This window comes from Chryseobacterium formosum (assembly GCF_026460885.1).
Taxonomy (GTDB): Bacteria; Bacteroidota; Bacteroidia; order Flavobacteriales; family Weeksellaceae; genus Chryseobacterium; species Chryseobacterium formosus.
On record NZ_JAOVZW010000018.1, the window covers coordinates 23,960 to 49,216 of the forward strand.

25 protein-coding genes are annotated in these 25,257 nt (G+C 32.8%); 7 read left to right on the top strand and 18 right to left on the bottom strand.

Going from position 1 to position 25,257, the window contains the following annotated elements; all coding sequences use genetic code 11:
- The first annotated feature begins 98 nt into the window (after positions 1 to 98).
- Positions 99 to 2,711: an MGH1-like glycoside hydrolase domain-containing protein gene (locus tag OF897_RS14575; RefSeq protein ID WP_267266423.1), complete on the top strand. Its 2,613-nt coding sequence runs from the start codon at positions 99 to 101 to the stop codon at positions 2,709 to 2,711.
- A gap of 141 nt (positions 2,712 to 2,852) precedes the next feature.
- On the opposite strand, the gene OF897_RS14580 is transcribed toward OF897_RS14575, so the two are convergent.
- The 9 genes from OF897_RS14580 to OF897_RS14620 form a co-directional block, all read right to left on the bottom strand.
- The gene (locus OF897_RS14580) at positions 2,853 to 3,278 is read right to left on the bottom strand and encodes an OsmC family protein (protein ID WP_267266424.1); all 426 of its coding nucleotides are present in this window, start codon (positions 3,276 to 3,278) and stop codon (positions 2,853 to 2,855) included.
- Between the two features lie 18 nt (positions 3,279 to 3,296).
- A complete protein-coding gene (locus OF897_RS14585; RefSeq protein WP_267266425.1) occupies positions 3,297 to 3,800 on the bottom strand; it encodes a YegJ family protein in 504 nt (167 codons plus the stop codon).
- Between the two features lie 125 nt (positions 3,801 to 3,925).
- Positions 3,926 to 4,195: an FHA domain-containing protein gene (locus OF897_RS14590; RefSeq protein WP_267266426.1), complete on the bottom strand. Its 270-nt coding sequence runs from the start codon at positions 4,193 to 4,195 to the stop codon at positions 3,926 to 3,928.
- A 44-nt stretch (positions 4,196 to 4,239) separates the two neighbouring features.
- Entirely contained in the window at positions 4,240 to 5,562 is a 1,323-nt protein-coding gene (locus OF897_RS14595; protein WP_267266427.1) for a DUF58 domain-containing protein, read from the bottom strand.
- A gap of 72 nt (positions 5,563 to 5,634) precedes the next feature.
- The gene (locus OF897_RS14600) at positions 5,635 to 6,579 is read right to left on the bottom strand and encodes an AAA family ATPase (protein WP_267266561.1); all 945 of its coding nucleotides are present in this window, start codon (positions 6,577 to 6,579) and stop codon (positions 5,635 to 5,637) included.
- 208 nt (positions 6,580 to 6,787) lie between these two features.
- The gene (locus tag OF897_RS14605) at positions 6,788 to 7,945 is read right to left on the bottom strand and encodes a DUF4350 domain-containing protein (protein ID WP_267266428.1); all 1,158 of its coding nucleotides are present in this window, start codon (positions 7,943 to 7,945) and stop codon (positions 6,788 to 6,790) included.
- A gap of 15 nt (positions 7,946 to 7,960) precedes the next feature.
- The gene (locus OF897_RS14610) at positions 7,961 to 8,767 is read right to left on the bottom strand and encodes a DUF4129 domain-containing protein (RefSeq protein ID WP_267266429.1); all 807 of its coding nucleotides are present in this window, start codon (positions 8,765 to 8,767) and stop codon (positions 7,961 to 7,963) included.
- Positions 8,760 to 9,722: a DUF4013 domain-containing protein gene (locus OF897_RS14615; RefSeq protein WP_267266430.1), complete on the bottom strand. Its 963-nt coding sequence runs from the start codon at positions 9,720 to 9,722 to the stop codon at positions 8,760 to 8,762. The genes OF897_RS14610 and OF897_RS14615 overlap by 8 nt, the downstream gene beginning before the upstream one ends.
- Positions 9,706 to 10,689: a stage II sporulation protein M gene (locus OF897_RS14620; protein ID WP_267266431.1), complete on the bottom strand. Its 984-nt coding sequence runs from the start codon at positions 10,687 to 10,689 to the stop codon at positions 9,706 to 9,708. The genes OF897_RS14615 and OF897_RS14620 overlap by 17 nt, the downstream gene beginning before the upstream one ends.
- Before the next feature lie 27 nt (positions 10,690 to 10,716).
- Between OF897_RS14620 and OF897_RS14625 the strand changes: the two genes are divergently transcribed.
- Entirely contained in the window at positions 10,717 to 11,466 is a 750-nt protein-coding gene (locus tag OF897_RS14625) for an RDD family protein (protein ID WP_267266432.1), read from the top strand.
- Between the two features lie 69 nt (positions 11,467 to 11,535).
- Here OF897_RS14625 and OF897_RS14630 read toward each other — a convergent pair whose 3' ends face one another.
- Positions 11,536 to 12,009 (bottom strand): hypothetical protein, encoded by a 474-nt coding sequence (locus OF897_RS14630; protein ID WP_267266433.1) that lies wholly within the window; start codon positions 12,007 to 12,009, stop codon positions 11,536 to 11,538.
- Between the two features lie 196 nt (positions 12,010 to 12,205).
- Between OF897_RS14630 and OF897_RS14635 the strand changes: the two genes are divergently transcribed.
- Entirely contained in the window at positions 12,206 to 12,496 is a 291-nt protein-coding gene (locus tag OF897_RS14635) for a GNAT family N-acetyltransferase (RefSeq protein WP_267266434.1), read from the top strand.
- Here OF897_RS14635 and OF897_RS14640 read toward each other — a convergent pair.
- From OF897_RS14640 to smpB, 5 genes are all read right to left on the bottom strand, one after another.
- Positions 12,485 to 13,456 carry a glycosyltransferase family protein gene (locus OF897_RS14640; protein WP_267266435.1) on the bottom strand — a complete coding sequence of 324 codons (972 nt, stop codon included), beginning with the start codon at positions 13,454 to 13,456 and terminating at the stop codon, positions 12,485 to 12,487. The two genes, OF897_RS14635 and OF897_RS14640, sit on opposite strands and share 12 nt — an antisense overlap.
- Position 13,457: 1 nt before the next feature.
- The gene (locus tag OF897_RS14645; RefSeq protein WP_267266436.1) at positions 13,458 to 14,282 is read right to left on the bottom strand and encodes a UDP-2,3-diacylglucosamine diphosphatase; all 825 of its coding nucleotides are present in this window, start codon (positions 14,280 to 14,282) and stop codon (positions 13,458 to 13,460) included.
- 288 nt (positions 14,283 to 14,570) lie between these two features.
- Positions 14,571 to 15,311, bottom strand: coding sequence for a YebC/PmpR family DNA-binding transcriptional regulator (locus OF897_RS14650; RefSeq protein WP_267266437.1), 741 nt, complete (start codon positions 15,309 to 15,311; stop codon positions 14,571 to 14,573).
- 93 nt (positions 15,312 to 15,404) lie between these two features.
- Positions 15,405 to 16,895, bottom strand: coding sequence for an OmpA family protein (locus OF897_RS14655; RefSeq protein ID WP_267266438.1), 1,491 nt, complete (start codon positions 16,893 to 16,895; stop codon positions 15,405 to 15,407).
- A 77-nt stretch (positions 16,896 to 16,972) separates the two neighbouring features.
- Complete coding sequence (smpB, locus tag OF897_RS14660; RefSeq protein ID WP_267266439.1) at positions 16,973 to 17,431, bottom strand: SsrA-binding protein SmpB; 459 nt, start codon at positions 17,429 to 17,431, stop codon at positions 16,973 to 16,975.
- Positions 17,432 to 17,549: 118 nt separating this feature from the next.
- On the opposite strand from smpB, the gene OF897_RS14665 reads away from it, so the two are divergent.
- Positions 17,550 to 19,172 (top strand): ABC-F family ATP-binding cassette domain-containing protein, encoded by a 1,623-nt coding sequence (locus tag OF897_RS14665; protein ID WP_267266440.1) that lies wholly within the window; start codon positions 17,550 to 17,552, stop codon positions 19,170 to 19,172.
- Between the two features lie 85 nt (positions 19,173 to 19,257).
- Here OF897_RS14665 and OF897_RS14670 read toward each other — a convergent pair whose 3' ends face one another.
- The 3 genes from OF897_RS14670 to OF897_RS14680 all read right to left on the bottom strand — a co-directional run bounded on the left by OF897_RS14670 (position 19,258) and on the right by OF897_RS14680 (position 21,725).
- Entirely contained in the window at positions 19,258 to 20,073 is an 816-nt protein-coding gene (locus OF897_RS14670; RefSeq protein ID WP_267266441.1) for a M48 family metalloprotease, read from the bottom strand.
- A 102-nt stretch (positions 20,074 to 20,175) separates the two neighbouring features.
- The gene (locus OF897_RS14675) at positions 20,176 to 20,991 is read right to left on the bottom strand and encodes a ferritin-like domain-containing protein (RefSeq protein WP_267266442.1); all 816 of its coding nucleotides are present in this window, start codon (positions 20,989 to 20,991) and stop codon (positions 20,176 to 20,178) included.
- Between the two features lie 23 nt (positions 20,992 to 21,014).
- A complete protein-coding gene (locus tag OF897_RS14680) occupies positions 21,015 to 21,725 on the bottom strand; it encodes a ferritin-like domain-containing protein (protein ID WP_267266443.1) in 711 nt (236 codons plus the stop codon).
- A gap of 215 nt (positions 21,726 to 21,940) precedes the next feature.
- On the opposite strand from OF897_RS14680, the gene recJ reads away from it, so the two are divergent.
- From recJ to OF897_RS14695, 3 genes are all read left to right on the top strand, one after another.
- The gene (gene recJ, locus OF897_RS14685) at positions 21,941 to 23,659 is read left to right on the top strand and encodes a single-stranded-DNA-specific exonuclease RecJ (protein WP_267266444.1); all 1,719 of its coding nucleotides are present in this window, start codon (positions 21,941 to 21,943) and stop codon (positions 23,657 to 23,659) included.
- Between the two features lie 78 nt (positions 23,660 to 23,737).
- Positions 23,738 to 24,322: a nicotinate (nicotinamide) nucleotide adenylyltransferase gene (gene nadD, locus OF897_RS14690; RefSeq protein WP_267266445.1), complete on the top strand. Its 585-nt coding sequence runs from the start codon at positions 23,738 to 23,740 to the stop codon at positions 24,320 to 24,322.
- 51 nt (positions 24,323 to 24,373) lie between these two features.
- Positions 24,374 to 24,712, top strand: a complete 339-nt coding sequence (locus OF897_RS14695) for a DUF3817 domain-containing protein (protein WP_267266446.1) — start codon at positions 24,374 to 24,376, stop codon at positions 24,710 to 24,712.
- The last annotated feature ends 545 nt before the right edge of the window (positions 24,713 to 25,257 follow it).

Genomic DNA, 25,257 nt, shown 5'->3' on the forward strand with positions numbered 1-25,257 from the left:
ATTAGAGAGGTTTTAATTGGATTGTTAAGAATTATTCAGATTAAAAAAATTGGAATTATTTCTCAAAAAAATTAACTTAGCGATGAAAATGATTGGCAATGAACATTGAAAAGCAAAGATTACAAGATAAAAGCTGGAAAAACTGGGGACCTTATGTAAGCAACAGACAGTGGGGAAATGTGCGTGAAGATTACAGCAACAACGGAAATGCATGGCATTTTGCTAATCATGATATTGCAGAAAGTCACACTTACAGATGGGGTGAAGAAGGTATTGCCGGAATTTCAGACCCCAAACAAATTTTCTGTTTTGCACTTTCATTTTGGAATAAAAAAGATAAAAGGGTAAAAGAAAGGCTTTTCGGACTGAGTAATCCGCAGGGAAATCACGGAGAGGATATTAAAGAAATTTTCTATTATCTTGACAATACACCGACTCACAGCTACATGAAAATGGTGTATAAATACCCTATAAATGAATTTCCGTATGATGATATTGTTGCTGAAAATGCAAGACGTTCAAAAAAAGAACCTGAATATGAACTTTTCGACACCGGAATTTTCGATAAAGATGAATATTTTGACATTTTTATAGAGTATTGTAAATCTGATGCTCATGATATCTTGGTAAGAGTAACGGTTTGCAACAGAAGTAACCGAGCTGCACCGATTGTTATTTTGCCCACAACTTGGTACAGAAACAACTGGAAATGGGGCTATAATGAGTACAAAGGTCAGGTTGAAGCAGGAAAAGATGGATGCATCAATGTCAATCACGACAGTATTCCTATTAAAAAGTTTTACTCAAAAAATAAAAATGCAGAACGTGTTTTTTGTGAAAATGAAACAAACAATCCTAAGCTTCACGGAACACCAATAGTTGAAAACGCTTACTATAAAGACGGAATCAACGATTATGTTACTCATCAGAAAAACACTATTAATCCTGAAAAAAGAGGAAGCAAAGCAGCATTTATAATTGATGAAATTATTGAAGCAGGAAAATCTGAAGTTTTCGAATTCAGATTGTCCCCCTACGATATGGAAGATGCATTTTATCAGTTTAATGATATTTTTAATGCAAGAATTAATGAAGCAAATGCTTTTTATGATGAAATTCAGCAGGATATATTTAATGATGATGAAAAAAATGTTCAGAGACAGGCTTTTGCTGGACTTTTATGGAACAAACAATTTTATCATTACAACGTTGGAAAATGGTTAAAAGGAGATCCTAATCATGAAGCTCCACGAGATTTCAACAATTACGTTCGGAATACGGAATGGGATCATCTTCACAATAAAGATATTATCTCAATGCCCGATAAATGGGAATATCCTTGGTATGCGACTTGGGATTTGGCGTTTCATTGCGTTCCGTTTGCGATTATTGATGCTGATTTTGCTAAAAACCAATTGCTATTACTGACCAAAGAATGGTACATGCATCCGAATGGACAAATGCCTGCTTATGAATGGAATTTAAGTGACGTAAATCCACCTGTTCATGCGTGGTCTTGTTTCAGAGTTTTTAAAATTGATGAAAAAACTAACGGGAAACCAGATCTTTTATTTCTTGAAAAAGTTTTCCAAAAATTACTGCTAAATTTTACTTGGTGGGTGAACCGAAAAGATAAAAACGGTAAAAATATTTTCGGTGGAGGATTTTTAGGGCTTGATAATATCGGTGCCTTTGACCGAAATATGGAGTTGAAAGATGGTGAACACCTAGAACAAGCTGATGGAACCAGTTGGATGGCAATGTATGCTTTGAACATGATGCGAATAGCGATGGAACTTGCTCAATATTATCAAGTTTACGAAGATATGGCAATCAAGTTTTTTGAGCATTACCTTTATATTGCAGAAGCCATGGAAAACATGGGAGAAGGCAAAGAAGGACTTTGGAACGAAGAAGACGGTTTCTTCTACGATGTTTTACAGTTGGCAAATGGAGAGAGCGTTTCTTTAAGATTGAGAAGTATTGTGGGTTTAATTCCTATGTTTGCTGTTGAAATTATCGATCATCATTTGCTTGATAAAATGCCGAATTTCCGTGAAAGAATGGAATGGGTTTTAAAAAATAAACCCGAATTAACTTCTTTAGTTTCACATTGGGATGAAGAAGGAAGTGGCAGAAAACATTTGATGAGTATTTTACGAAAAACAAGACTGACAAAAGTTTTGAACAGAATGCTTGATGAAAAAGAATTTCTGAGTTCTTACGGAATCCGTGCGATGTCTAAGGTTTATGAAGAAAATCCTTTTGTGTTTACCGTTCATGGCAATAAAAATGTAGTATATTATACTCCTGCAGAAAGTGACAGCCGAATGTTTGGTGGAAACAGCAACTGGCGTGGTCCGATTTGGTTCCCAATAAATTTCCTGATTGTTGAAAGTCTGCAACGTTTCCATTTTTATTATGGAAACAGCTTAAAAGTAGAATTCCCAACCGGAAGTGGAGAAAAGAAAAACTTAGATGAAGTTGCCCAAAATATCAGCGGAAGATTGTGCTCAATTTTCCTGAAAGATGAAAGCGGACAACGTGCTTTCAACGGTGGAAATTATAAATTTAATTATGATCCAAACTTCAAAGATTACATTACTTTCTTTGAATATTTCCACGGAGACAATGGAAGAGGAGTTGGTGCATCACATCAAACGGGATGGACTGCAACTGTTGCAAAACTGATGAAGCCGAGACTTGCGTAATTGGGTTGAAGTGTAGTAGTAGTAGTAGTAGTAGTAGTAGTAGTAGTAGTAGTAGTGTTTGAGCGTATTAGAGTTTGAAAATTGTAGATAATTTTTATTTTCTAAAATTCTCAAACTCTATTCATCTCCCACTCTATTGCTCTATCCCTCAACTTTCTCTCCGTTTACAAAAACTTCGTAACCAATTTCTACATTTGGTTCTAAAGTTTTAGAAACTGAACAGTATTTTTCAAAAGATAATTCTGATGCTTTTAAAGCTTTTTTAGGATCGATATTTCCTTCCAGTAAAAATTTTACCGTGATTGATTTGAATGGTTTTGCATCATCAACTTGAATTCTTTCGCCTTCAACTTCAGCTTTAAAATCGGTAATTTCCTGTCTTTGCTTTTTTAAAATTGACACAATATCTATTCCGCTACAACCAGCAACTGCCATCAAAACGCTTTCCATCGGAGAAACACCTTTTGCTCCTGGTTGAGAAGTATTATCCAATAAAATCGAATTTCCCTGCGAATTGGTACATTCAAATAAAAAATCGTCGTTTAGTCTGTTTAAAGTAATTTTCATTTTTAATTATTTCTAAATTTATTCATAAATCAAGCCTTGAGAATCCATTTGTTTCTTTTCTTCATCGGTCATTGTCTTTCTTAAAACTTTTACGGTATAAGCTCCTTTCACAATGTTTTTATCATAATACATCCAATCTGAAAGATTTTTAATGTTTACAACAACTTCATCTCCAAGTTTTACATCAAGTGGTTGCATTGGTTCATTTTGTACAATACCGCGATATTTTCCGTTATCAAAAACAATATCACCAATCCACATATGTTCCCCTCCTCCATCCGGAGTATCGAATCTCTGTTTTACAACGAAATTAGAAAAGTTCGGATTTTTGCTTAAAAGTGCTCGATGAAAATCTGTTTTGAAAGTTTTTTTAGCATTTTCAATAGCCTCATTCATCTCATTATCCTGATTTTCCACAAATATAACATCTGGTTCGCCTTCTCGCTGAACTTTTTCTCGTTTATTATTTTCGCAACTCACGGCAAATAATGAAATTGCCGCAACAATAATTATTTTTTTCATCTTATTTAATTTTTTCAGTATAATAATCTGCATAAACTCACTTACTCACCTTGAATATGCATCCAACTTATTACATTAAATTCATTTTTTCTGAATCTTGAAAACTCATCTTTATTAAAAATAAGTTAAACATTCTTATTGCTTTCATTATAATCTATTAACCATGGCATTGCAATTTTATTGGCGTACGATAAAATTTCGTTAATAAAATTATTTTTTTTTGAACCGAGTGAAATTTCAAATTCAAGTTGAAATGAGTTTTCATTTTTAAAATATTTCTCAATAGAAATAAGATTAAAATTTTCATCGCAATTTTGAAGTTGATGGCTAAGTTTTTCAGCTTTAATTTTGCTATTTTGATTTTCAGTAATTATAGTGAGATTAATTTTTTTCATAATATCTTGTCAAGAGAATCCCGTACTTAAAACTAAAAAAATTGCTACAGAATTCCTCTTGCTTTTATTTCAAGATATTTATTAATAACATCTACATTTAAATTTTCAGGCAATGTATACACTGAATAAATCCCATATTTTCTTAATTCCTGAATAATCAGTTTCTTTTCAAACTCAAATTTCTCTGCGATGATTTCGTCATAAATTTCCTGCGTACTTTCAGGATTGGTATGAATAAGATTCTGAATTTCAGTATTTTTAAAGAAAACAACAACCAACAAGTGATTTTTGGCAATCCCTCGAAGATATTTCATTTGACGATTTAATCCATCCAACGTTTCAAAATTAGTGAAAAGCAAAACCAGACTTCGCTGATTGATAGAATATTTCACATCCTGATACAATCTGTTAAAATCACTTTCAAAAAAATCGGTTTTAATATTATATAAAGCTTCAGAAATCTTTCTTAACTGTCCGGATTTATTTTCGGCAGCAACTTTATTTTCTGCCTTTTTCGAAAAAGTCATCATTCCGGCGCGATCTCCTTTTTTTAAAATAATATGAGACAAAGCCATCGTCGCATTGATGGAATAATCAAGAAGGCTCAACCCATTAAAAGGCATTTTCATTGTTCTTCCCTTATCAATCAGCATAAAAATTCGTTGCGATTTTTCATCCTGAAACTGATTCACCATCAAGCGATTCGTTTTTGAAGTTGCTTTCCAATTGATCGTTCGAACATCATCTCCGGGAACATATTCTTTGATTTGTTCAAATTCCATCGTGTGTCCCAATTTTCTGATTTTCTTGATTCCACCTAAAAGAAATTCGTTCTGAAGCGCCATCAATTCATACTTTCTCAAATGAATAAATGACGGATATGAAGCTAGAGAAGTATCTTTCTGAAAAATAAATCGCTTTGAAACAAAACCAATCGGCGAAGAAGCATAAATATTTAACGCTCCAAAATGATATTCGCCACGTTCTTTAGGTTCTAAAAAATATTGAAAAAGTGTATTTTTCCCCGACTGAATCTGCTTTTTAATTAAAAAATCTCTCTTCTGAAATTGAAAAGGAATTTCATCAATAACTTTTACATTAATTTTAAAACTGTAATTGTTTTTAATATCAATTTTTACTGCATTTTCATCGCCATTTGATAGTTTTTCAGGTAAAATTCTCTGCGCTAAAATGGCATCTTTCTGTCTGAAAATAAGCAAATAATCAACAAATGCTGTAAGAAAAATCAACAATAAAAACCCATGCCCCAAAATCATAAAAAATGGAAAGAAAAATGCCAAAACATAAAGCATTCCCACACCGATGAGTGCGAAAAAAAAGCGTGTATTGATGTATAAGTTCTTCATTGGTATATGCTGTAAGCAATAGGCAGTAAGCTAAAAACCGTCAACCGACAACTTCTAACCAACAACCAATTTCTATCTCGGAATCTCTATTCCTTCCAAAATCTGTCTGATAATTTCATCTGCAGTTAAACCTTCCATTTCTCTTTCAGGCGAAACGATTACTCTGTGTCTCAAAACTGCATAACTTGCTTCTTTAATGTCTTCCGGAGTTACAAAATCTCTACCTCTCAATGCTGCGAAAGCTTTTGAAGCCGTCAATAATGCCAAACTCGCTCTTGGTGAAGCTCCTAAATATAAGAATTGGTTTTCTCTTGTATTGATGATGATTTTAGCAATATATTCAATCAACTGAGATTCAACAATAATTTCCTTTACTAATTTTTGATAATCATTAAGTTGCTGTGCTGTAATTACTTTATTTATTGCTTCAGTCTTATCAACCAATCTGTTATTATGCTGATTTTTAATGATTGAAACTTCCTGCTCAAGCGTAGGATAACCAACATTTATTTTAAATAAAAATCGATCAAGCTGAGCTTCCGGAAGTCTATATGTTCCTTCGTGTTCAATTGGGTTTTGAGTAGCAATTACCAAAAAAGGTTCATCCATTTCATAACGGGTGCCGTCAATCGTAATCTGTTTTTCTTCCATCACCTCAAACAAAGCAGCCTGCGTTTTTGCCGGAGAACGGTTGATCTCATCAATCAGAATAAAACTTGAGAAAATCGGACCTTTTTTAAACTCAAATTCCGAATTTTTCATACTGAAAACCGATGTTCCCAAAATATCTGAAGGCATTAAATCCGGTGTAAACTGTATTCTGCTGAAATCTACATCGATTGTTTTTGCCAATAACTTAGCCGTAATTGTTTTCGCAACTCCGGGAACTCCTTCAATCAAAACATGACCGTTAGAAAGCAAAGCCGCCAAAAGATGTTCAACCATATTTTCTTGTCCGACAATGACTTTTGCAATTTCCGTTTTTACTTTATTCAAATTTTCCCGGAGATCAATCATATCAATTCTTGATTCAAATTGACCCTGATCTTTTTGCTCTTTATTTAAATTGATAGAATTTTGGCTTTCTAAATTCTGTTCTATGTTATTTTCCATACTAATTTGTTTTTATTTTTGAAAAATAGTTTTGCTCCTACGGAGCTCAAATTCATTGTACACTTTTTTCTACAAAGGTCAGACTCCTACGGAGCCTTTTTTGCCTACTTCTTTATTTCAATATCCCATCTAAAAGCTTATTCATTCTTCCCAAATCTTCTTTCATTACACCTGCATAAGGATCTTGTGCTTTTTTAATCAGCGAAATTGCTTCATTCACCAATTCAGCCGATTTTCCAGTTTTTAGTTGAAGCTTTTTTGAAAACTCTTCATCCAAATTTTGAGTATCAATTAAAAGATCAAGCCTTACTTTATTTAAGAAATACTGAGCTTTCTTTGCCATCATATCGTGGAAATCTCCTTCTTGTAGATAAAGATTTCCAATACTTTTCACAAAATCGGCAGATGTATTTTTTAAAGGTTCAATGATCGGAACAATTCTTTGTTTTCGTTTTACATTAAAGAAAATAAATAAAACAATTCCACCTAAAAATACCCACCAAGCATATTTCAAAGCAGGATTTGCAAGAATAAATCTTAATAATGAACTCGATTCTTTGGTATTACTCTCTACAAACCATATTGTTTCTTTATCTCCCAAATAGGAAAAGATACTTTGAGCATATTTTACATTTCCTGATTTCAGCAGATAATAATTGGTAAGAAAAAGCGGTTCGCAATGCACATAAATATTTCCTTTTCCAAAAGTTGCTTTGATGAAATTTGCCTGATCTTCATTATTCTTTTCAACTGTTTTTCCTAAAACCTGAACGTTGGGTTTAATGTAAGAAAAACCTCTTCCAGACGGAAATTTATCTAATTCAATAAAATCATTTTGATATTTTTTGTCAGTTAGTTTCAAAACATTCTGTTCTTCAAAAGATATTTTTGAATTGTAAAAACCAATCGAATCTGAAATATTTTTCGGAATTCGGGTTGCAATAATCATCGCATCAGAACCTTTTGAAACCTCATCCAAAATTTTGTTCCAGGATTCCTGATCGACTTCGCTTTCTACAACAAGAATATTGTGGGGTTTCTTGTTTTTTTCCGAGTAATAATCGTACGGAGTAACATCTATTTTGGTAAAATTATTTTTAAATAAATCTTTTATTTCTTTATTAAAGACAAACAAACCGAAAGGCGATTTTTCATTCACATCAAAGTTTTTTCGCCAGTCTGTAACCTCCTTTTTACTCACTTCAAGCAATGCCAAAATCACCATGATAATGATGAAGATAACAGCATATATTTTGAAAGTTTTATTCATTATAAGAAGTTTTATTTAAGGCTTAAATCCTTGAAATTGATTTTTAAATTTATTGTAACTCTGCTCATCGATACTGAATTCACCGTACCAAACGTAATCGAAAATATAAGAAAGATTGTAAAAATCGTTTTTTAAATGGTTCACTTTTAATTCTGAAACGTATTCTTTATTTGTTTTTTCGGGATTCCAAAGGATGAGCTTTTTATCACTTAATTTTTTAAGGATAAATAAAAACTGATAACGAACGGCAGAGCGATAATCTCCGTCATTTTCAAATTTAGCGATACTTTGTGGAAAATTGATTTCGTGGATGTTTTCGTGAAGCTCTTCGTCGTTGATTTCTATTTTTTTATTTTTCTTTCCAAAAAATAGACTTCCATTATTTTTAATTAAAAATTTAACGATAAAATACAGTAAAAAGCCTACCACAATAATCGCAAAAAGTCGAATGATTATTCCTGTAATTTGTGAAGAAGTTTCTAAGCTTGTATCACCAAAAATACTTCGGATTAATTGAATCAATTTTCGCTGAAGTTTTTCAAAAAATGACTCTCTAGGCTTTGAAGTGGTATAATCGAATTCGTTTCCTTTATATCTAGAAGGTAGATTTTCTTTAAATTTCTTTGGAAAAACTGTATTTTCAGTCTGCGGATTGGCTTTTAAAATTGAATCTGCAATATACATATTTTTGTAATGACTAGTAAAAACAGTATCTGTAGTCACAACTTCTGTATAATCATCAGAATATTCATCATCATATTCCTGAGCTTTTACAAACCCAAGATGTAGAAAAATCAGTAAAAAAAATAACAATTTATTCATTGATACCGATTGTTTCAATTTCTTCCAACTCAACTTTTTGGTGAAAATCTCTTCTGCTGTCGTAATACATTAATCCTGAATTGACGTACAATATATTCGAAAGGAAAAATGAAATCAACGTTGAAACACCATACATTACAAAAATTATTATACCGAAACTTCCGGCAAAAGGATTTTGTTCAAAATTTCCATCGGGTGCCATTGTGGTAATTTTCAGCATGAAAAATATCATCGGGATCATCGTAAAAACAGTTGTGATGACATACAAAATAATAAGTATAACTATAGTTGCACCCCAATATTTCCAGAAAGGTGAACCTTCTCTGTTATTTGCATAAGAAAATTGTGAACGAATGGAATAGCTTAAACTTTCAAAAAAACCTCTATTGCTGTTAAAATAATCAAACATCAGAAAATTAATCACATTGATCACGACCGGAAATATTAGCAGCAAAAGAAAAAAGCCAATAATAACAAGCATTAATGCGTAAGAAATTCCGATAATGATAATTGATATTGGGGTCACTATAAAAATCAACCCCAACAAAAGTTTACCGATTCTTCCTGCATTTTTCTTAAAATCACCAAAAATATCGTCGGTTTTTATTTTGGTTTCACCCTGAGCTAATCTTTTCAAATAAAAAATAGGGAAAAGATAATTGACAATCATCATTGTCATGAAAAGCAAAAATGTGATTACTCCGATTACAATAAACATTCCGATGTTGTCTTCAAAATAAGACTCGAAATAATAACTTTCTCCGCTCATATTTGAACCGAAAATCTGCATAAATAATTCCCTGTAGCCGAAAATAAAAATCGTCACCATGAGAATCAGCAAAAGACCATTCAGCAGAATATAATTTTTGAAATAATTTTTACCGTAAAGTTTGAAAAATGTAAAACTATCTGTGATAAAAGCTCCGAAATCTCTTTTTTTATAAAATTGCATCATTGATAAGATTTTTTATTCTTCGGTTAACAATTCTTGGGTACACAAAATAATAAAAGCCGATGATTCCCAAACAGCCAAAAATAATGACAAGATTTAATATTAAAGGCATTTCTAAAGCGTGTCTCGTAACATAACCTTCAAGAATTCCGGCACAGATTGTAAAGGGAATTGTGCTTAAAAATATTTTGAATGAATTTTTAAATCCATTTTTAAAAGAATTAAATCTTGAAAGCGTTTTAGGAAAAAGAATAGAGGTTCCCAAAATCAAACCGCACATTCCTTCCACTACCATACTGAAAATTTCAAATGCACCGTGAAGCCAAATTCCTCTTGCGCTATCTCCCAAAGCTCCGTGTTGATAGAAAAAATACTGAAAAGTTCCCACCATAATCGAGTTATGCATCAAAAGATATAACGTTCCGATTCCGCAAGTGATTCCGTAAATATAAAGTTTTGCGCCAACAATGATATTGTTGAAGGTAATCCCAATTGTACTTCCCCAAGTTGAGCCATCCTGATAAACACCAACCGCATTTCCATTTTTGATATTTTCAATGGTCATATTTACATAACCTCTACTTAGAATGAGATTGGCAAATTCATTATCATAAATCGCTGAAAGTACACCAATCAGCATAAAAAATATAAAGAACAAAAACGAATAAACTAAATATCTTCTGTTTTCATAAACAATCAAAGGAACTTCGGTTTTAAAGAAATAAATCAGCCTGTTTTCTTCAACCCTTTTAGTTTTATAAATTTTCTGGAAAATCTGAGACGAAAGATGATTAAGATAAACCGTCGTATTGCTTTTAGGATAATAAGTTTGAGCAAAGGAAAGATCATTGACAAGGTTGATATACAGCGAAGACAGGTCATCAGGATTTTTTTTAATTTTCCCTTGAACAACCTGCTCAATTCCCAACCATTTTTCTTTATTTTGTTTAATGAAATAAACTTCTCTCATAATTGTAAGGCTAAAATAATAAAAATTATGTCTCAAATTGCGATAAATACCTCCCAAAATGTAAATATTAATTTTATCACTGCAAGTATCGGAGAACGAATAGTAGCGTACCTTATAGATGGTCTCATCAAGGTGGCTTATCTTGTTGCAACTTTTTATTTATTTTTTAATATTTTAAATTTAGGCTACCTATTAGACGGGATGGATTCCTGGTCTCAAAACGCAATTTACATTGTCCTTACATTACCTGTTTCGCTTTATCCGTTAGTTTTGGAAAGCTTAATGGAAGGACAGACTCCCGGAAAAAAAGTGATGAAAATACGTGTGGTAAAAATCGACGGTTACCAAGCGAGTTTTGGGGATTATTTGATTCGCTGGGTTTTCAGATTAATCGACACCACTTTTGTAGGAATTATTGGTTTAATTTCTATGATTGTTTCTAAAAATAATCAGCGTTTGGGTGACATCGCTTCCGGAACAGCGGTGATTTCATTGAAAAACAACATCAATATTTCCCATACAATTCTTGAAAACATCAATCATGATTACATTCCAACTTTTCCACAAGTGATTGGTTTGAGCGATAATGATATGAGAATTATTAAGGATAATTATTTAAAAGCTTTAAAAATTGATGACCGACAAGTCATTACAAAGCTTTCAGACAAAATAAAAAGCATTCTCAAGCTGGAAGTTGATCCTACAAGAATGACCGAAAGGCAGTTTATCGGTGTTGTTATCAAAGATTATAATTATTATACGGGAAAAGACAGCTAAATTATTGACAATTTTGCTCCACAAATGAATTGTTATTTTTTAATTTAAATACTAAAAAATTAAAATAGGTTATTTCAGAAGCGACCAAATTCCAACACCAATTCCCGCATAAGCAGCAATAGTAATAATATCTGCGATAGGTTTTGAAAATTGTTTTTCAGCAATTTTTTCGCTATTAATTTGGTTCTTATGGAATTTGAAAATTACTTTAGGATTACTAACCGAATGTGCAACCAGACTATCACTTTCCCATCGGTCAACTATTATTTTATAACTCTTACCATCAACATCAATTTTAAAATTCTTATTAGGAGCAAGTTTCTCCTGAACATTGATTGGGATAGGTGTTTGTTGTGAATTTAGACTTTGGGATTTGGCTTTTTCACTATTCATCTGTATTGAAGACTCCTTTGCAAGCTCAGCACTTCTCTTAGAATCTTGCTTATTATCAATTGCTGTAGCATCCAAAGGTTTTTTAACTTGGTACGTATAGCAACTCACAAGACATAACGATACAATGATAAGATAAAAATTCTTTCGCATAAGTCAAATTTAAGAATTAAACGGAATATTTGGTATTTTCTTTTGAAAGATTCTGTTTTAAAAAAAAGATTCTGCAAAAAAATTGACAGGTGAAACAAATTAACTATTCACAAACCACATCAATTCATTTCTTGATGTAGATCAAAACTGCTGCGGTTCAATTTTTGTATTTTTAATTTTAATTAAAATATAGATTATGAAATTCGAAAATAATAAATCTGGAAACGGCGGAGTCATTACACTCAACAACGAAATAAAAGAAGTTGGAAGATTGACTTACACAATTTTCCCGGAAGACAATAAATTGATTATTTCTTTTGTTTTGGTTCATCCCGAGTTTGAAGGTCGTGGAATGGGAAAATTTCTTGTAGAAGAAGCTATAAAATTTTCAAGAGAAAACAAATGGAAAGTTTATCCGCATTGTTCTTACGCAAGAGCGGTGATGAAAAGAATGAATGATGTGGAAGATATTTTTTTACAGAACTAAAACTTCATTCAGAAGAATATCTTCAATATTATCTGGATAATCAACTTGAAAATGAAGATCAGAAGCTACCCAATTTTTAATTTCTTCTAAATCTAAAATTTTAGAATTCGGAATTCCCATTTTATTTAAAGCACATGCATTACATTCCTGTTCATACTGGTTATGAATAGGAATTACGAATAGTTTTTTATCCATAAAAAGTGCTTCAGCCGGAGTCTCAAAGCCAGCATTGCATAAAATACCGTCACAGTTTTCGAAAGATTTTAAATATTGAATTTCATCAATCGGGAAAACCTCAACATTCCTCTCCTTTCTGTGAAGTTTGCTATGTTTGGAAAAAACTTTCCACTCTACAGGAATTTCACTTAAAACTTTAATGATATTTTCATCTGAAAAACTCGGAAGATAAACCACGTAAAATCCTTTTTTATCAGGATTTAAATTTCTTATTTTCCTTCTGATAACCGGTTTTTTAATTTGTGGATGATAGTTATTAAAATGAAAACCTATTTTCCTTTCACTTGGAACATAATATTTTAAAATCAATTCTCCGAAAAAGTCTTTTTTATCAGGTTTTGGTGTTTCTTTAAAACTCATTGAGGCTTGATGACTCAGCTCAATCATATTTAAATTTTTCGTTTTACAAGCCCAACCCGTCAAAGGTTCATAATCATTAATGATTAAATCATACTTGCTTAAATCGATATCTTTAATGGTTTTAAATGCTTCTAGAAAAGAATTTTCAAAAAGAATTTTTTTATAAGAAATTCCTCCTGTTTTATTGTAAAGCAGAGAAACACCTTTGTGTTGAAAGTTGATAGGAAAATCAGCTTTTAACTGAGATTGATGACCACTGATTAATGTATCTACAGAAACATATTTTTTAAGAATCGGAATAATTTCCTGCGCTCTCGCAACATGACCGTTTCCTGTTCCCTGAAATGCATACAAAACTTTCATGCTAAGTAAATTGGGTTACAATTTTCAAAAGATCCGAACTTTTGATATCCTGAATTTCTTCAGTTTCGTCATCTTTAAGTAAATGTTTGTAATCTTCATAGTGAAAAATCGTCCATTCATTCTGATTAAATTCTAAAGCTGATAAATTTTCAATCCAATCTCCTGAGTTCAAATAAGTACATGAACCTTTTTTGTTTACTACTTCACGCATTTGAGGTTGATGAATGTGACCACAAATTACATAATCGTAGCCGTTATCGATTGCCAGTTCAGACGCCGTTAATTCAAAATCGCCGATGTATTTTACCGCCTTTTTTACGTTATTCTTGATTTTTTTTGAAAATGAATATTTTTCTCTACCCATTTTTTCTAAAAACCAATTCACAGCATTATTAATGACGATGAGAAGATCGTATCCTTTTCCACCTAATTTTGCAATCCATTTTGAATGCTGAACGGATGCATCAAAAACATCTCCATGGAAAATCCACGTTTTTTTGTGATTAATTTCAAGGCAAAGTTTGTCGCAAACTTTTAGTTTACCCAATTCGAAGTCGGTAAACTTTCTGAACATTTCATCGTGGTTACCGGTAATATAGTAGACATTTGTGTTTTTCGTAGCAAAAGAAATAATCTTTTTGATTACTTTTAAATGAGGCTTAGGGAAGTAAGACTTTTTAAACTGCCAAATATCGATGATATCACCATTTAAAACTAATGTTTTCGGTTGAATAGAATTTAGATATCTAAGAAGTTCTTTAGCCTTACATCCGTAAGTTCCCAAATGTACATCCGAAATAACAACCAGTTCAACGTCTCTTTTCATTTGCAGATATTTATCTTACTAAATGATCAAATGTGATCGCCATATCAATTAGTATTTTTGTATTACCAAGGATGGCGATTGCACAATTGATTCTTTTGCAAAGAAACTAATTGAAAATGAACTGTGTATGAATGCTATATTATTTTTTATAAACAACTCTAATTTTAATCTTAAAAAATAGCCACGAATTCACGAATAATCAATCTTTCCTTTTAAGGGATTTCATTTGATTACCTAATTCGTAAATTCATGGCAAAATATTTAGAAGTTTATAAAACTTGTGAATTTTTATAAAGACTCCAATAATTCGTCTGTGATTTCCATGTTATGATATACGTTTTGTACATCATCATCTTCCTCAAAACGATCAAGCATTTTCATATTTACTTTAAATTGCTCTGCATTGACTTCTTTTATATTATTCGGAATCCTTTGCAATTCTGCACTTTTAGCTTCAATTTTAAGCTCATCTAATTTGTGAGATAAAGAACCGAAGTCCTCAAAAGCAGTTGTGATCATTACTTCCTCATCATCTTTTTCTACATCTTCTGCTCCACCGTCAATCATTTCCATTTCAAAATCATCCCAATCCATCGTAACTTTAGCTAAATCGATTGTAAAAATTCCTTTTCTGTCGAAGATGAAGGCTAATTCGCCATTCTTTCCAAGATTACCATCAAACTTATTGAAAATTGCTCTTACATTAGCTACAGTTCTTGTAGGATTGTTTGTAGTACATTCTACGAAAAATGCAACACCACCTTGTCCGTAACCTTCATAAGTGATTTCCTCATAATTTTCTGCATCTGCACCACCTGCTTTTTTGATTGCTCTTTCAACATTATCTTTAGGCATATTTGCACCCTTAGCATTCTGGATACATCTTCTCAATGCAGGATTGGCTTCCGGATCTGTTCCTCCAGCTTTAACTGCTAAGGCAATATCTTTACCTATTTTAGAAAAAGTCTTGGCCATTTTATCCCAACGAGCCATTTTGGATGCTTTTCTATATTCAAACGCTCTTCCCATTTTTTGTATTAAATTTTGACAAAAATACTCAAAATCAACAACAAAAAAAATACCCCCAGAAACCTGGAGGTATTTATTATTTAGAAAAATTAATTATTTTTTCTTTTTAGCTGGAGCTTTTTTCTTTTTAGCTGGAGCTTTTTTAACTGGTAAGTCAGATTTCTTGTAAGTTTCCCACTCTGATCCAGAGATAGCTCTTACAACAACTCTTCTATCAGCTTGTCTTTCTTCATCAGAAGCAGTTTCAGCAACTTTAGCGTCTTGCTCACCAATACCGATAGATTTCAATACTGATGGATTAACACCTCTAGATTCTAAAGCAGCAACTACAGCAGCAGCTCTTTGCTTAGATAGGTTTAAGTTATAAACATCACTACCTTTTTTGTCAGTCATACCAACAATTACAAAGTTTTGACCTGCAGCTTCATCCTTAATGATTCTAGCAGCTTGATCCAATTTACCATTAGATTGTGCTTTGATTGTAGCTTTGTTGAAGTCAAATAATAGATCTCTAAATTCTTCAGTTACTCTCTCGTCAATTGGCTTAACTGGAGCTGGAGGAGGACATCCGTTAAATTCTGGAACTCCAGGAACTGTAGGACATGCATCATCTTTATCTAAGATTCCGTCACCGTCTGTATCTGGCCAAGGACAACCGTTGTTTTCTGCAGGACCTGCAACTGATGGACAAGCGTCATCTTTGTCGATTACACCGTCACCATCTGTATCTGGCCAAGGACAACCATTGTTTTCAACCGGACCAGCAACTTCTGGACACTGATCGTCTTTATCTGGAACTCCATCACCGTCTGTATCAGGACATCCTTGGAATTCTGGTAAACCTGGTGTATCTGGACACAAATCATCTTTGTCTAAGATACCATCCTTATCTCTGTCTCTGTTTCCGAATCTGAAGTTCAATGAAGCAGAAGCTTGCCAAAAGTTAGCATAGTTAGCTTTATCTCCAGGAGTTGAAACGTAATCACCTTGAACACCTAAACCGAAGTTCTTAGTCAACCAGAAGTTAACACCTGCACCTGTAGAAACTACGAAGTGATTAGCTTTACCTGGTTCCATTCCATTATCACCATTGGTAGTCATTTCTGCTGGATTACCGTTGATGAAAGTTTGTCTTGGGAAAGAAAGACTTGTGTAGTCATGTCTTAAATAGTTAGCACCAACTCTCAAGTATGGATCAAACCAAGACTCTTCATTCCAGATAAGTCCAGCCGCTTTAGCTTGGAAACCTAAACCTGTCATCAACATGAATTCTTTACCCATGTTAAGTCTTTTGTTTTCAACATTTCCTACACTAGTTTGCCAGTCGATAACTAAACCTTTACCGATGTTTCTTGCAACTGTTAATTTAGAAAGTGGTGGTGTAATTGAAAAATTGTTCACGTTGAACATATTTTTCGTCAAATTAGTAGCAGAAAACGTATTGGTAAAATTACCACGCTGTGCTGTATGGTTTTCCGCATGAGCACCAACTCCGATCATCCACGGATTGTTGGTAGTCTGAGCGAAAACAGTAGAAGCAACCGTAAGCGCCAATACTGAAATTCCTAATTTTAGATTTTTCATAGAATTAAATGATTAAATAATTGATATTGCAAAATAAATATAATTTTTCTTTATAAACAAAGTTTTCAGGATGATTTTTAACTTTTCTTTAATATTCTATCGAGGTTTCGCTTATTTTCTCTATCTTTTATACTCTCCCTTTTATCAAAGAGTTTTTTACCCCTTCCCAAGGCGATAATAATTTTAGCTTTTCCCCCATCGTTTATATAAAGCTTAAGCGGAATGATTGTATTCCCTGCATCCTTAAGTTTTTTTTCAAATTTTAACAGTTCTCTTTTGTGCAACAGCAACTTCCGTTCCCTTTTTGTTTTGTGGTTATAAAAAGTTCCCAATTTATATTCATCAATCATCATATTAATGATATATAATTCCCCATCAATAAACTGGCAAAAAGACTCTGTGATAGATGCTTTAGAAGAACGAAGCGCTTTAATTTCCGTTCCCATCAACACCATCCCAGCTTCTACCTCTTCTAGAATTTCATATTCAAACCGAGCTCTTTTATTTAATATCCTGACTGTTTTTTCAATCTTCATTATTCTTAATTTTGTTAATAAATATACAAAATTTGCTTTCATATAAAAACTTGAGTATTACATTATTATAATTTACCCAAATTCTTTTCGTAATTTTGCGCCAAATTTACAAAACTATATGTTAACAGTATCTAACTTATCTTTACAATTCGGGAAAAGAGTTCTTTTTGACGAAGTAAACATTATGTTTGCGAAAGGAAACTGCTACGGAATTATCGGAGCAAATGGTGCAGGAAAGTCTACATTCCTTAAAATATTAACAGGAAAGCAAGACCCAACAACAGGGCACGTATCTTTAGAACCTGGAAAAAGAATGTCAGTTCTTGAGCAGGATCACTTTGCTTATGATGAATTTACTGTTCTTGAGACTGTTTTAAGAGGTAACAAAAGATTATTTGAGATAAAGGAGGAAATGGATGCGCTTTATGCAAAAGAAGATTTCTCTGACGAAGACGGTATTAAAGCCGGAGAACTGGGTGTAATCTATGATGAAATGGGTGGATGGAACTCAGAATCTGATGCACAAACAATGCTTTCAAACGTAAGAGTGAAAGATGACATGCATTATCAATTGATGAGCGAACTAGAGAATAAGGACAAAGTAAAGGTTCTTTTAGCTCAGGCACTTTTCGGTAATCCTGACGTATTGATCTTAGATGAACCTACGAATGACCTTGATATTGAAACAATTTCTTGGTTAGAAGATTTCTTGGCCGATTACGAAAATACAGTAATCGTAGTATCTCACGACCGTCACTTCTTAGATACGGTTTGTACACACATTGGAGATTTAGATTATGCTAAATTAAACCTTTATACAGGTAACTACTCTTTCTGGTATCAAGCTTCTCAATTAGCAACGAGACAAAGAGCTCAAGCTAACAAAAAAGCAGAAGAAAAGAAGAAAGAACTTCAGGATTTCATCGCTAGATTTAGTTCAAACGTTGCAAAAGCTAAACAGGCAACTGCAAGAAAGAAAATGATCGACAAGTTAAACATCGATGATATCAAACCGTCTTCAAGAAGATATCCGGCGATTATTTTCGAGATGGAAAGAGAAGTTGGAGACCAGATTCTAGATGTAAAAGGTCTTGAAAAAACTAAAGATGGAGAATTATTGTTCTCAAATATCGATCTAAATCTTAAGAAGAATGATAAAGTTGCTATTTTATCTAAAAACACTTTAGCAATTACAGAATTTTTCGAAATTTTAGCAGGTAATAATGAAGCAGATAAAGGAACTGTTGCTTGGGGAGTTACTACAAACCAATCTCAAATGCCTTTAGATAATACTAAATTCTTTCAGGAAGACATCAGTTTAGTTGATTGGTTAAGACAATTCACCAAAAATGATGAAGAGCGTCACGAAGAATTTATGAGAGGATTCTTAGGTAGAATGCTTTTTTCAGGAGATGAAGCGCTGAAATCTTGTAAAGTACTGTCCGGAGGTGAAAAAATGAGATGTATGTTCAGTAGAATGATGCTTCAGAAAGCAAACGTTCTTTTATTGGATGAACCAACAAACCACTTAGACCTTGAAAGTATCACAACATTAAACAACTCATTGTCGAACTTCAAAGGAAATCTTTTATTGTCATCTCATGACCACGAAATGCTTTCTACTGTCTGTAACAGAATCATCGAATTGACTCCAAACGGAATCATCGACAGAGAAATGACTTATGACGAATATCTTGCCGACAAAAAAATCAAAGAATTAAGAGAAAAAATGTACGCTTAATCTTTAAGATACATTTAAACTTATACTAAAGAAAACTCCTCAAAATTAATTTTTGAGGAGTTTTTGTTTTAAATATTAAACTAAATTATTTTGTAAGCTTTGTTGTTGGCAAAGAAACTGTTCCCGGATCTTTCCAAAGACCGTCTTTTTCAGCTTTTTTCTTAATCGCCTCCGCTCTTTTATTACTGTCGGGATGAGAATTAAACATTTTTTGGAATTTAGACTGAGTTGAACCTCCTTCAGAAAGTAAAGCCAACTTCTTGAATGCCGTATAAGCTCCTACAACATTGTATTTATTAGATTTCATAAAATCATAAGAATAATCATCAGCTTGATTTTCCTGTTTTTTGCTATGCGAAGCGTCAAGGAAAGCATTTGCCATTTTTCCAACCTGAGTTTCGCTTAGATTTGCTACAGTGGAAGAAGCAGATGAAGCTGCATCCATTGCGGCAGCTTTCAGATAAGCAGACTTTATTCCATCTTTGGTGTCTTCGTTTTTGACATGACCGATTTCATGACCGATTACCGCTAATAATTCATCATCAGTCATTATATCCATTAATGAAGAAAAAACACGTACACTTCCATCCGCACAAGCAAATGCATTGATGTCGGTCACTTTGTAAACTTTATAATTTAAGTTTAAACCATCCTGAGATTTGTGCTTTGCAAAAAGTTTGTTTAAACGAACCGTGTAAGGATCTTTCGGACCTGCAATCGGGTTGTTTTTATCCATATAATCTACCGATTCTTTAGATAATTTAATTGCATCTGCATTAGAAAATGTTAAAGCTGAAGCGCCTTTAGAAACTACACCTGCAGCTTTCCCTAAATTGATTTTTTGAGCTTGAACGTCCGTTACAGCACTTATCAAAAGTGCAGAAATTAAGATTTTTTTCATACTATAAAAATTTGTGCTGTGAAGATAATACTTTTTATAAAATAAAAATCCTCTTCCGGAAATGTACCGAAAAAGGATTTACTATATATGAGAATTTATGCTTTAAACAATAAACAAACCGGCAATTGCAGCCGCATCTGTACCACTTAAAATTTCGTCATAAGCAGCAGAACCAGCCGCTGCACCGAATTTCGTGGCAGTATTAAAACCAGCCTGCATTGTCACGTCTTCTCCTGCGTAAACAGGATTTGTTGCAGCAGGCATATTTCCACCATTTGCTAATTCAATCCAGCCTTTGTTTGAGCGCATTCTTCTTACTTGAGAAGCATGTCTCGCTTCTACGGAATGAATTTGTAAAGCCGCCTGAAGAACCGCTTTATTTGACATTACATTTCCCGCTTGTCCTTTATATGCTCTTACTCCCGTATCTTCAAAAGCCTGAGCTAAAATCAGAAACTGTTGATAATTAGTAAAAGGTGTAAAGTTTCCTCCCGCTGTAAAATCGAAAGTTGGCTTCGCTTTCGGTGCTTCACCTAAAGAAGTTAAAGTAGCTTTTAAAAATGCAACGTGAGCTGCTTCATGTTTAGAGATCTGCATAAAAACAGTACGATCTGCCGTAGGAATCAATGTTCCTGCATTAAGACCGATTCGGTAATATTCATCTTCAAGATATTCAAGCGTTAAAGCTAATTGTAAAGCATCGGTTAAGACAGTTTTAGCGGTGATAGGATCATTATTTACTGTCAAAGTTTCAGCTTTTGCATTAGTTGACATTAATCCAGCTAGTCCTAAAGGTAATGCAGCAACTGCTGCTTTTTTTCCAAATGCTGAAATATCTGAAAATGTTTCTGATCTGGACGTTTGTCTTGTGAAAAAAGAATCGTCAGAAAGTTTATCTAATAATTTTAGAATGTTCATAATAATAGGTTTTGATGTGATAATTAGTTAATACCCTGTTCTTTCCAAGTGAAAGGTGTTTTTATAAATCCTCCTGCAGCCATTACAATTTCTTTCGGTTCTTTAGCTACATCAAGTCCGTTTGCATTGATTACATCATCTCCTGAAAATGCAGCCGTTCCTGGATTAATCAAATCTCTAATTGCAGCAGCATGTCTTGCTTCAACAGAAACAATTTTACCTGCAACAACTAAGTAAGTAGGATTTGTAATATACTTTCCTGCTGCGTTATATGCAGCAACACCTGTATCTTCCAATGCTTTTGCAGTAGCTAAAACAGAAGCTCTATCATTAAAATTCACATTTGGATATTGAAATTCTAAAGTCGGTAAAACATTTTGTGTCGCAGCTGAAATTGCAGCTTTAAAAAAATCACGGTGAATAACTTCATGGTGATAAAGATCTGTTAAGATTTCCTTTTCAGCATTTGAAATTCCGCTATAGAAACTATTAACAACTTTCGTATAAAAATCAGCTTCTAACTGCTCCAAAGCATATGCATAATTAAGAATACCTACATCTCCCGAACCCAAATCAAATATTCCGGGGTTTTCCATGTATTCCATATCGTCATCGTTACATCCTACCAAAGTAAGACCAGCTACGGCAAGACCAATACCGCTTAGTTTTAGGAAGTTTCTTCTACTGGTGTCCAGAGTGGCTCCCTGGCTTGAAACTTTAATTGTTTTTTTCATAATATAATTTTAAATAGGTTTAGTATTTAAAATCATCTACGAGAACAAACAACATTTTGGTTTTAATAAATTGTAATTATTTTTAAATTTTACTAAAAATTTAATTACACATACCACATTTAGTTAAGAATATTTCAAAATTTCACCTCAAGAGAATTTGAATTTGCTTATTATTTTCAATAGCTTTTAAAATAAATTTTGCCTATTTTTGTGAAATGAGTCAAAAATGGATTTATAAAACCGAGCCTGATGAAGAAATTGTAGATGGATTGAGTTCATCGCTTGGTTTTGGAACTTTTGAATCCAAGCTATTAGTTCTCAGAGGCATTGACAATTATCAGAAGGCTAGAGAATTTTTCAAGCCTAACATGACCGATATTCACAATCCTTTTTTAATGGCGGATATGCAAAAAGCGGTAGAACGCATTGCAACAGCTATCGAAAATGGAGAAAAAATAATGGTTTACGGAGATTATGATGTTGACGGAACGACCGCCGTTGCATTAATGTATCTTTACTTAAGTAAAATAGTTCAGAAAAAATATTTAGACTACTATATTCCAGACCGAAATTCTGAAGGTTATGGAATTTCAACTGAAGGTATCGACTTTGCTAAAGAAAATGGTTTTTCGTTGATTATCGCACTTGACTGCGGAATCAAAGCGATTGACATGATTAATTATGCTAAAAGCAAAAACATCGAATTTATTATCTGCGATCACCATTTACCAGGGGACGAAATTCCTGATGCGACTGCAGTTTTAGATCCCAAAAGAAACGATTGCCGATACCCATTTAAAGAACTTTCAGGTTGTGGTGTTGGTTTTAAACTTTGCCAAGGTCTGAATACCATTTATAAAATACCGGAACAGGAACTTTTTGAACTGACAGATCTTTTAGCAATATCAATTGCTGCAGATATCGTTTCAATGACCGGAGAAAACAGAGTTTTAGCAAAAATGGGACTTAAAATGCTCAGAAAAACCCGAAATATGGGACTGAGACTTTTGATTCCGGAAGATAAACTTTCTCATTTTGAAATTTCGAATATTGTTTTTGAAATTGCGCCTAAAATAAATGCTGCAGGTAGGATTTCTCAAGGAAAAGCTGCCGTAGAATTGATGGTTTCGGATAATTTGAAACACGCACATCAAATTGTAAGCGACATTATGAATCTTAATGATGAAAGACGGGAACTCGATATGAATTCTACAGTTTCAGCATTAAATCAAATTATAGAATCACAACAGGAAACAAAATTTTCAACAATCGTTTATCATCCTGAATGGAACAAAGGCGTAATCGGAATTGTTGCTTCCAGATTGATTGAAACTTATCACAAGCCAACTTTGGTTTTTACCGATGGAAATAATGGTGAAATGGTTGCTTCAGCAAGATCTGTTTCAGATTTTGATGTACATGAAGCTCTTGATTTATGCTCTGAATATTTTCTAAAATTTGGAGGACATCATGCTGCTGCAGGACTTTCAATGGAAAAATCTAAGTTTGAAGATTTTAAAATTAAGTTTGAAAAAATTGTATCTGAAAAAATCAAAGATCATCAAAAAGAACCATCGATAACCGTAGATTGTGATATTAATGCAGATGAAATCAACAGAGATTTCATTAATTTTCATAGAAAACTAGCTCCATTCGGACCACAAAATATGAAGCCTAATTTGGTTTTAAGAAATCAGAAAATTTCAGGTTATTTAAAAACGATGGGTAAAGATAATAATCACCTCAAATTTTACATTAAACAGGAATCTACAGGTAGAAATATTGAATGTGTTGGCTTTAAATTAGGTCAATTTGCTGATGATTTCAGAACTAAAAATTTCGACATTGCTTTTACACTTGAAGAAAATCACTGGAAAGGAAATGTTACGCATTGTTTAAACATTAAAGATGTGAAGTTTCATGAAAGTGAATAGTGAAGTTTCCTTTGGAAGTGAATGGTTAATCTCAATCTAAAATTAATTTCTATACAAATTTCATAATACTCATCAACATTGAAAAAAATCGGCTTATTTTTCGGTTCGTTTAATCCCATTCATATTGGACATTTGATTTTGGCGAATTATATTCTTGAAAATTCGGATATGAATGAATTGTGGTTTGTGGTAAGTCCACAAAATCCGTTCAAAGAGAAAAAATCATTACTAAACGATCATAACAGACTGGAAATGGTAGAATTGGCGATAAAAAATTATCCCGAAATGCGCGCTTCAAATATCGAATTTTCGCTTCCTACACCAAGTTATACAATTGACACACTGACTTATCTTAAAGAAAAACATCCGGACTATTCTTTTAGTTTAATAATGGGTGAAGATAATCTGGAAAACTTGCACAAATGGAAAAACTCTGACTTACTAGTTAAGAATCATCATATCATTGTTTATCCAAGAGTTTTTAATGATGATAAAAAGGAGTCTGAATATTTAAAACATGAAAATATTTCTTTGATAAAAGCTCCTGTAATCGAATTGTCTGCAACAGAAATTCGAAACATGATTAAGCAAGGCAAAAACGTAAGACCAATGATTCCACCGGAAGTTTTTGAATATTTGGATGGAAGTAGTTTTTATAAGTAGAAATTAGTTGTTAGTTGTTAGTTGTTAGTCAAAATTAATTCTTAGTTTAAAATGGAATTTCTCGAAAATCTTTTCGCAAAATATAGTCAGGAAAAAGTTATCAAATGGTTTAAACAAATCTGTTTAGCTGAAGCTATATCATGGTTTTTTCTATTCACTGCAATGATTTGGATTCGGGTTGACCCAGAAGGCATTTTACCGATTGTTTACATCAGTACAATTGGAAGCATCCACGGATTATTTTTCACGCTTTATCTTTTATTTTTACCTTCTGTAAGAAAAATTTATACTTGGGATGATGAGGATACAGTCTTCTCATTAATTTCTGCATTCTTTCCTTTTGCTACCATTTGGATTGATAAAAAACTGGCTCGTTTTGACAGAGAATAAAAATAAAAAAAGGACTTGAAAAAGTCCTTTTTTGTTATCATTTTTTAAGTAATTCAATTAGAAATCTCTTTTTACATGTCCTGTTACAGATAATGTTCTTGTTACTGGAACCCCATTAAAATTCTCTGAATAAGTACCGTTTATTGTAAAATCTACGTAATTATTTACTGTTCCAAACTGGATTATCTGTAAAGTTAAATTATTTCCTACCGCAGGAATTGGAACATTAGGTAATAAGAAAACAGTAAAATCAGTTGTATATGTTCCAGCTGAAGTTATTCCATTAGATTGGAATTGAAAATACGGAATACTACACCGTGAAAATTTCGTTAAGCAGTATTCCCAAAATTGAAATCTATTGCCATATTTGGCTGCTCGTCATCCTCTATGTTAATATCGCTTTTGCAAGAAATAAGCATTAACACTAAAAATAATAAAGGATAAAGTTTACTCATATATTAATAATTAAAAGTTTAGGCTAATTTAATCAAAAAACGGTGATGTAAATTATTTTTAAAAATTATTGTAACAAAATTGTCATTCCA

Excerpts from the sequence above, each read along its gene's own strand:
- OF897_RS14575 (WP_267266423.1), top strand. The coding sequence starts at position 99 with ATGAACATTGAAAAGCAAAGATTACAAGATAAAAGCTGGAAAAACTGG.
- OF897_RS14580 (WP_267266424.1), bottom strand. The coding sequence starts at position 3,278 with ATGAAAATTACTTTAAACAGACTAAACGACGATTTTTTATTTGAATGT.
- OF897_RS14585 (WP_267266425.1), bottom strand. The coding sequence starts at position 3,800 with ATGAAAAAAATAATTATTGTTGCGGCAATTTCATTATTTGCCGTGAGT.
- OF897_RS14590 (WP_267266426.1), bottom strand. The coding sequence starts at position 4,195 with ATGAAAAAAATTAATCTCACTATAATTACTGAAAATCAAAATAGCAAA.
- OF897_RS14595 (WP_267266427.1), bottom strand. The coding sequence starts at position 5,562 with ATGAAGAACTTATACATCAATACACGCTTTTTTTTCGCACTCATCGGT.
- OF897_RS14600 (WP_267266561.1), bottom strand. The coding sequence starts at position 6,579 with ATGATTGATCTCCGGGAAAATTTGAATAAAGTAAAAACGGAAATTGCA.
- OF897_RS14605 (WP_267266428.1), bottom strand. The coding sequence starts at position 7,945 with ATGAATAAAACTTTCAAAATATATGCTGTTATCTTCATCATTATCATG.
- OF897_RS14610 (WP_267266429.1), bottom strand. The coding sequence starts at position 8,767 with ATGAATAAATTGTTATTTTTTTTACTGATTTTTCTACATCTTGGGTTT.
- OF897_RS14615 (WP_267266430.1), bottom strand. The coding sequence starts at position 9,722 with ATGATGCAATTTTATAAAAAAAGAGATTTCGGAGCTTTTATCACAGAT.
- OF897_RS14620 (WP_267266431.1), bottom strand. The coding sequence starts at position 10,689 with ATGAGAGAAGTTTATTTCATTAAACAAAATAAAGAAAAATGGTTGGGA.
- OF897_RS14625 (WP_267266432.1), top strand. The coding sequence starts at position 10,717 with ATGTCTCAAATTGCGATAAATACCTCCCAAAATGTAAATATTAATTTT.
- OF897_RS14630 (WP_267266433.1), bottom strand. The coding sequence starts at position 12,009 with ATGCGAAAGAATTTTTATCTTATCATTGTATCGTTATGTCTTGTGAGT.
- OF897_RS14635 (WP_267266434.1), top strand. The coding sequence starts at position 12,206 with ATGAAATTCGAAAATAATAAATCTGGAAACGGCGGAGTCATTACACTC.
- OF897_RS14640 (WP_267266435.1), bottom strand. The coding sequence starts at position 13,456 with ATGAAAGTTTTGTATGCATTTCAGGGAACAGGAAACGGTCATGTTGCG.
- OF897_RS14645 (WP_267266436.1), bottom strand. The coding sequence starts at position 14,282 with ATGAAAAGAGACGTTGAACTGGTTGTTATTTCGGATGTACATTTGGGA.
- OF897_RS14650 (WP_267266437.1), bottom strand. The coding sequence starts at position 15,311 with ATGGGAAGAGCGTTTGAATATAGAAAAGCATCCAAAATGGCTCGTTGG.
- OF897_RS14655 (WP_267266438.1), bottom strand. The coding sequence starts at position 16,895 with ATGAAAAATCTAAAATTAGGAATTTCAGTATTGGCGCTTACGGTTGCT.
- smpB (WP_267266439.1), bottom strand. The coding sequence starts at position 17,431 with ATGAAGATTGAAAAAACAGTCAGGATATTAAATAAAAGAGCTCGGTTT.
- OF897_RS14665 (WP_267266440.1), top strand. The coding sequence starts at position 17,550 with ATGTTAACAGTATCTAACTTATCTTTACAATTCGGGAAAAGAGTTCTT.
- OF897_RS14670 (WP_267266441.1), bottom strand. The coding sequence starts at position 20,073 with ATGAAAAAAATCTTAATTTCTGCACTTTTGATAAGTGCTGTAACGGAC.
- OF897_RS14675 (WP_267266442.1), bottom strand. The coding sequence starts at position 20,991 with ATGAACATTCTAAAATTATTAGATAAACTTTCTGACGATTCTTTTTTC.
- OF897_RS14680 (WP_267266443.1), bottom strand. The coding sequence starts at position 21,725 with ATGAAAAAAACAATTAAAGTTTCAAGCCAGGGAGCCACTCTGGACACC.
- recJ (WP_267266444.1), top strand. The coding sequence starts at position 21,941 with ATGAGTCAAAAATGGATTTATAAAACCGAGCCTGATGAAGAAATTGTA.
- OF897_RS14695 (WP_267266446.1), top strand. The coding sequence starts at position 24,374 with ATGGAATTTCTCGAAAATCTTTTCGCAAAATATAGTCAGGAAAAAGTT.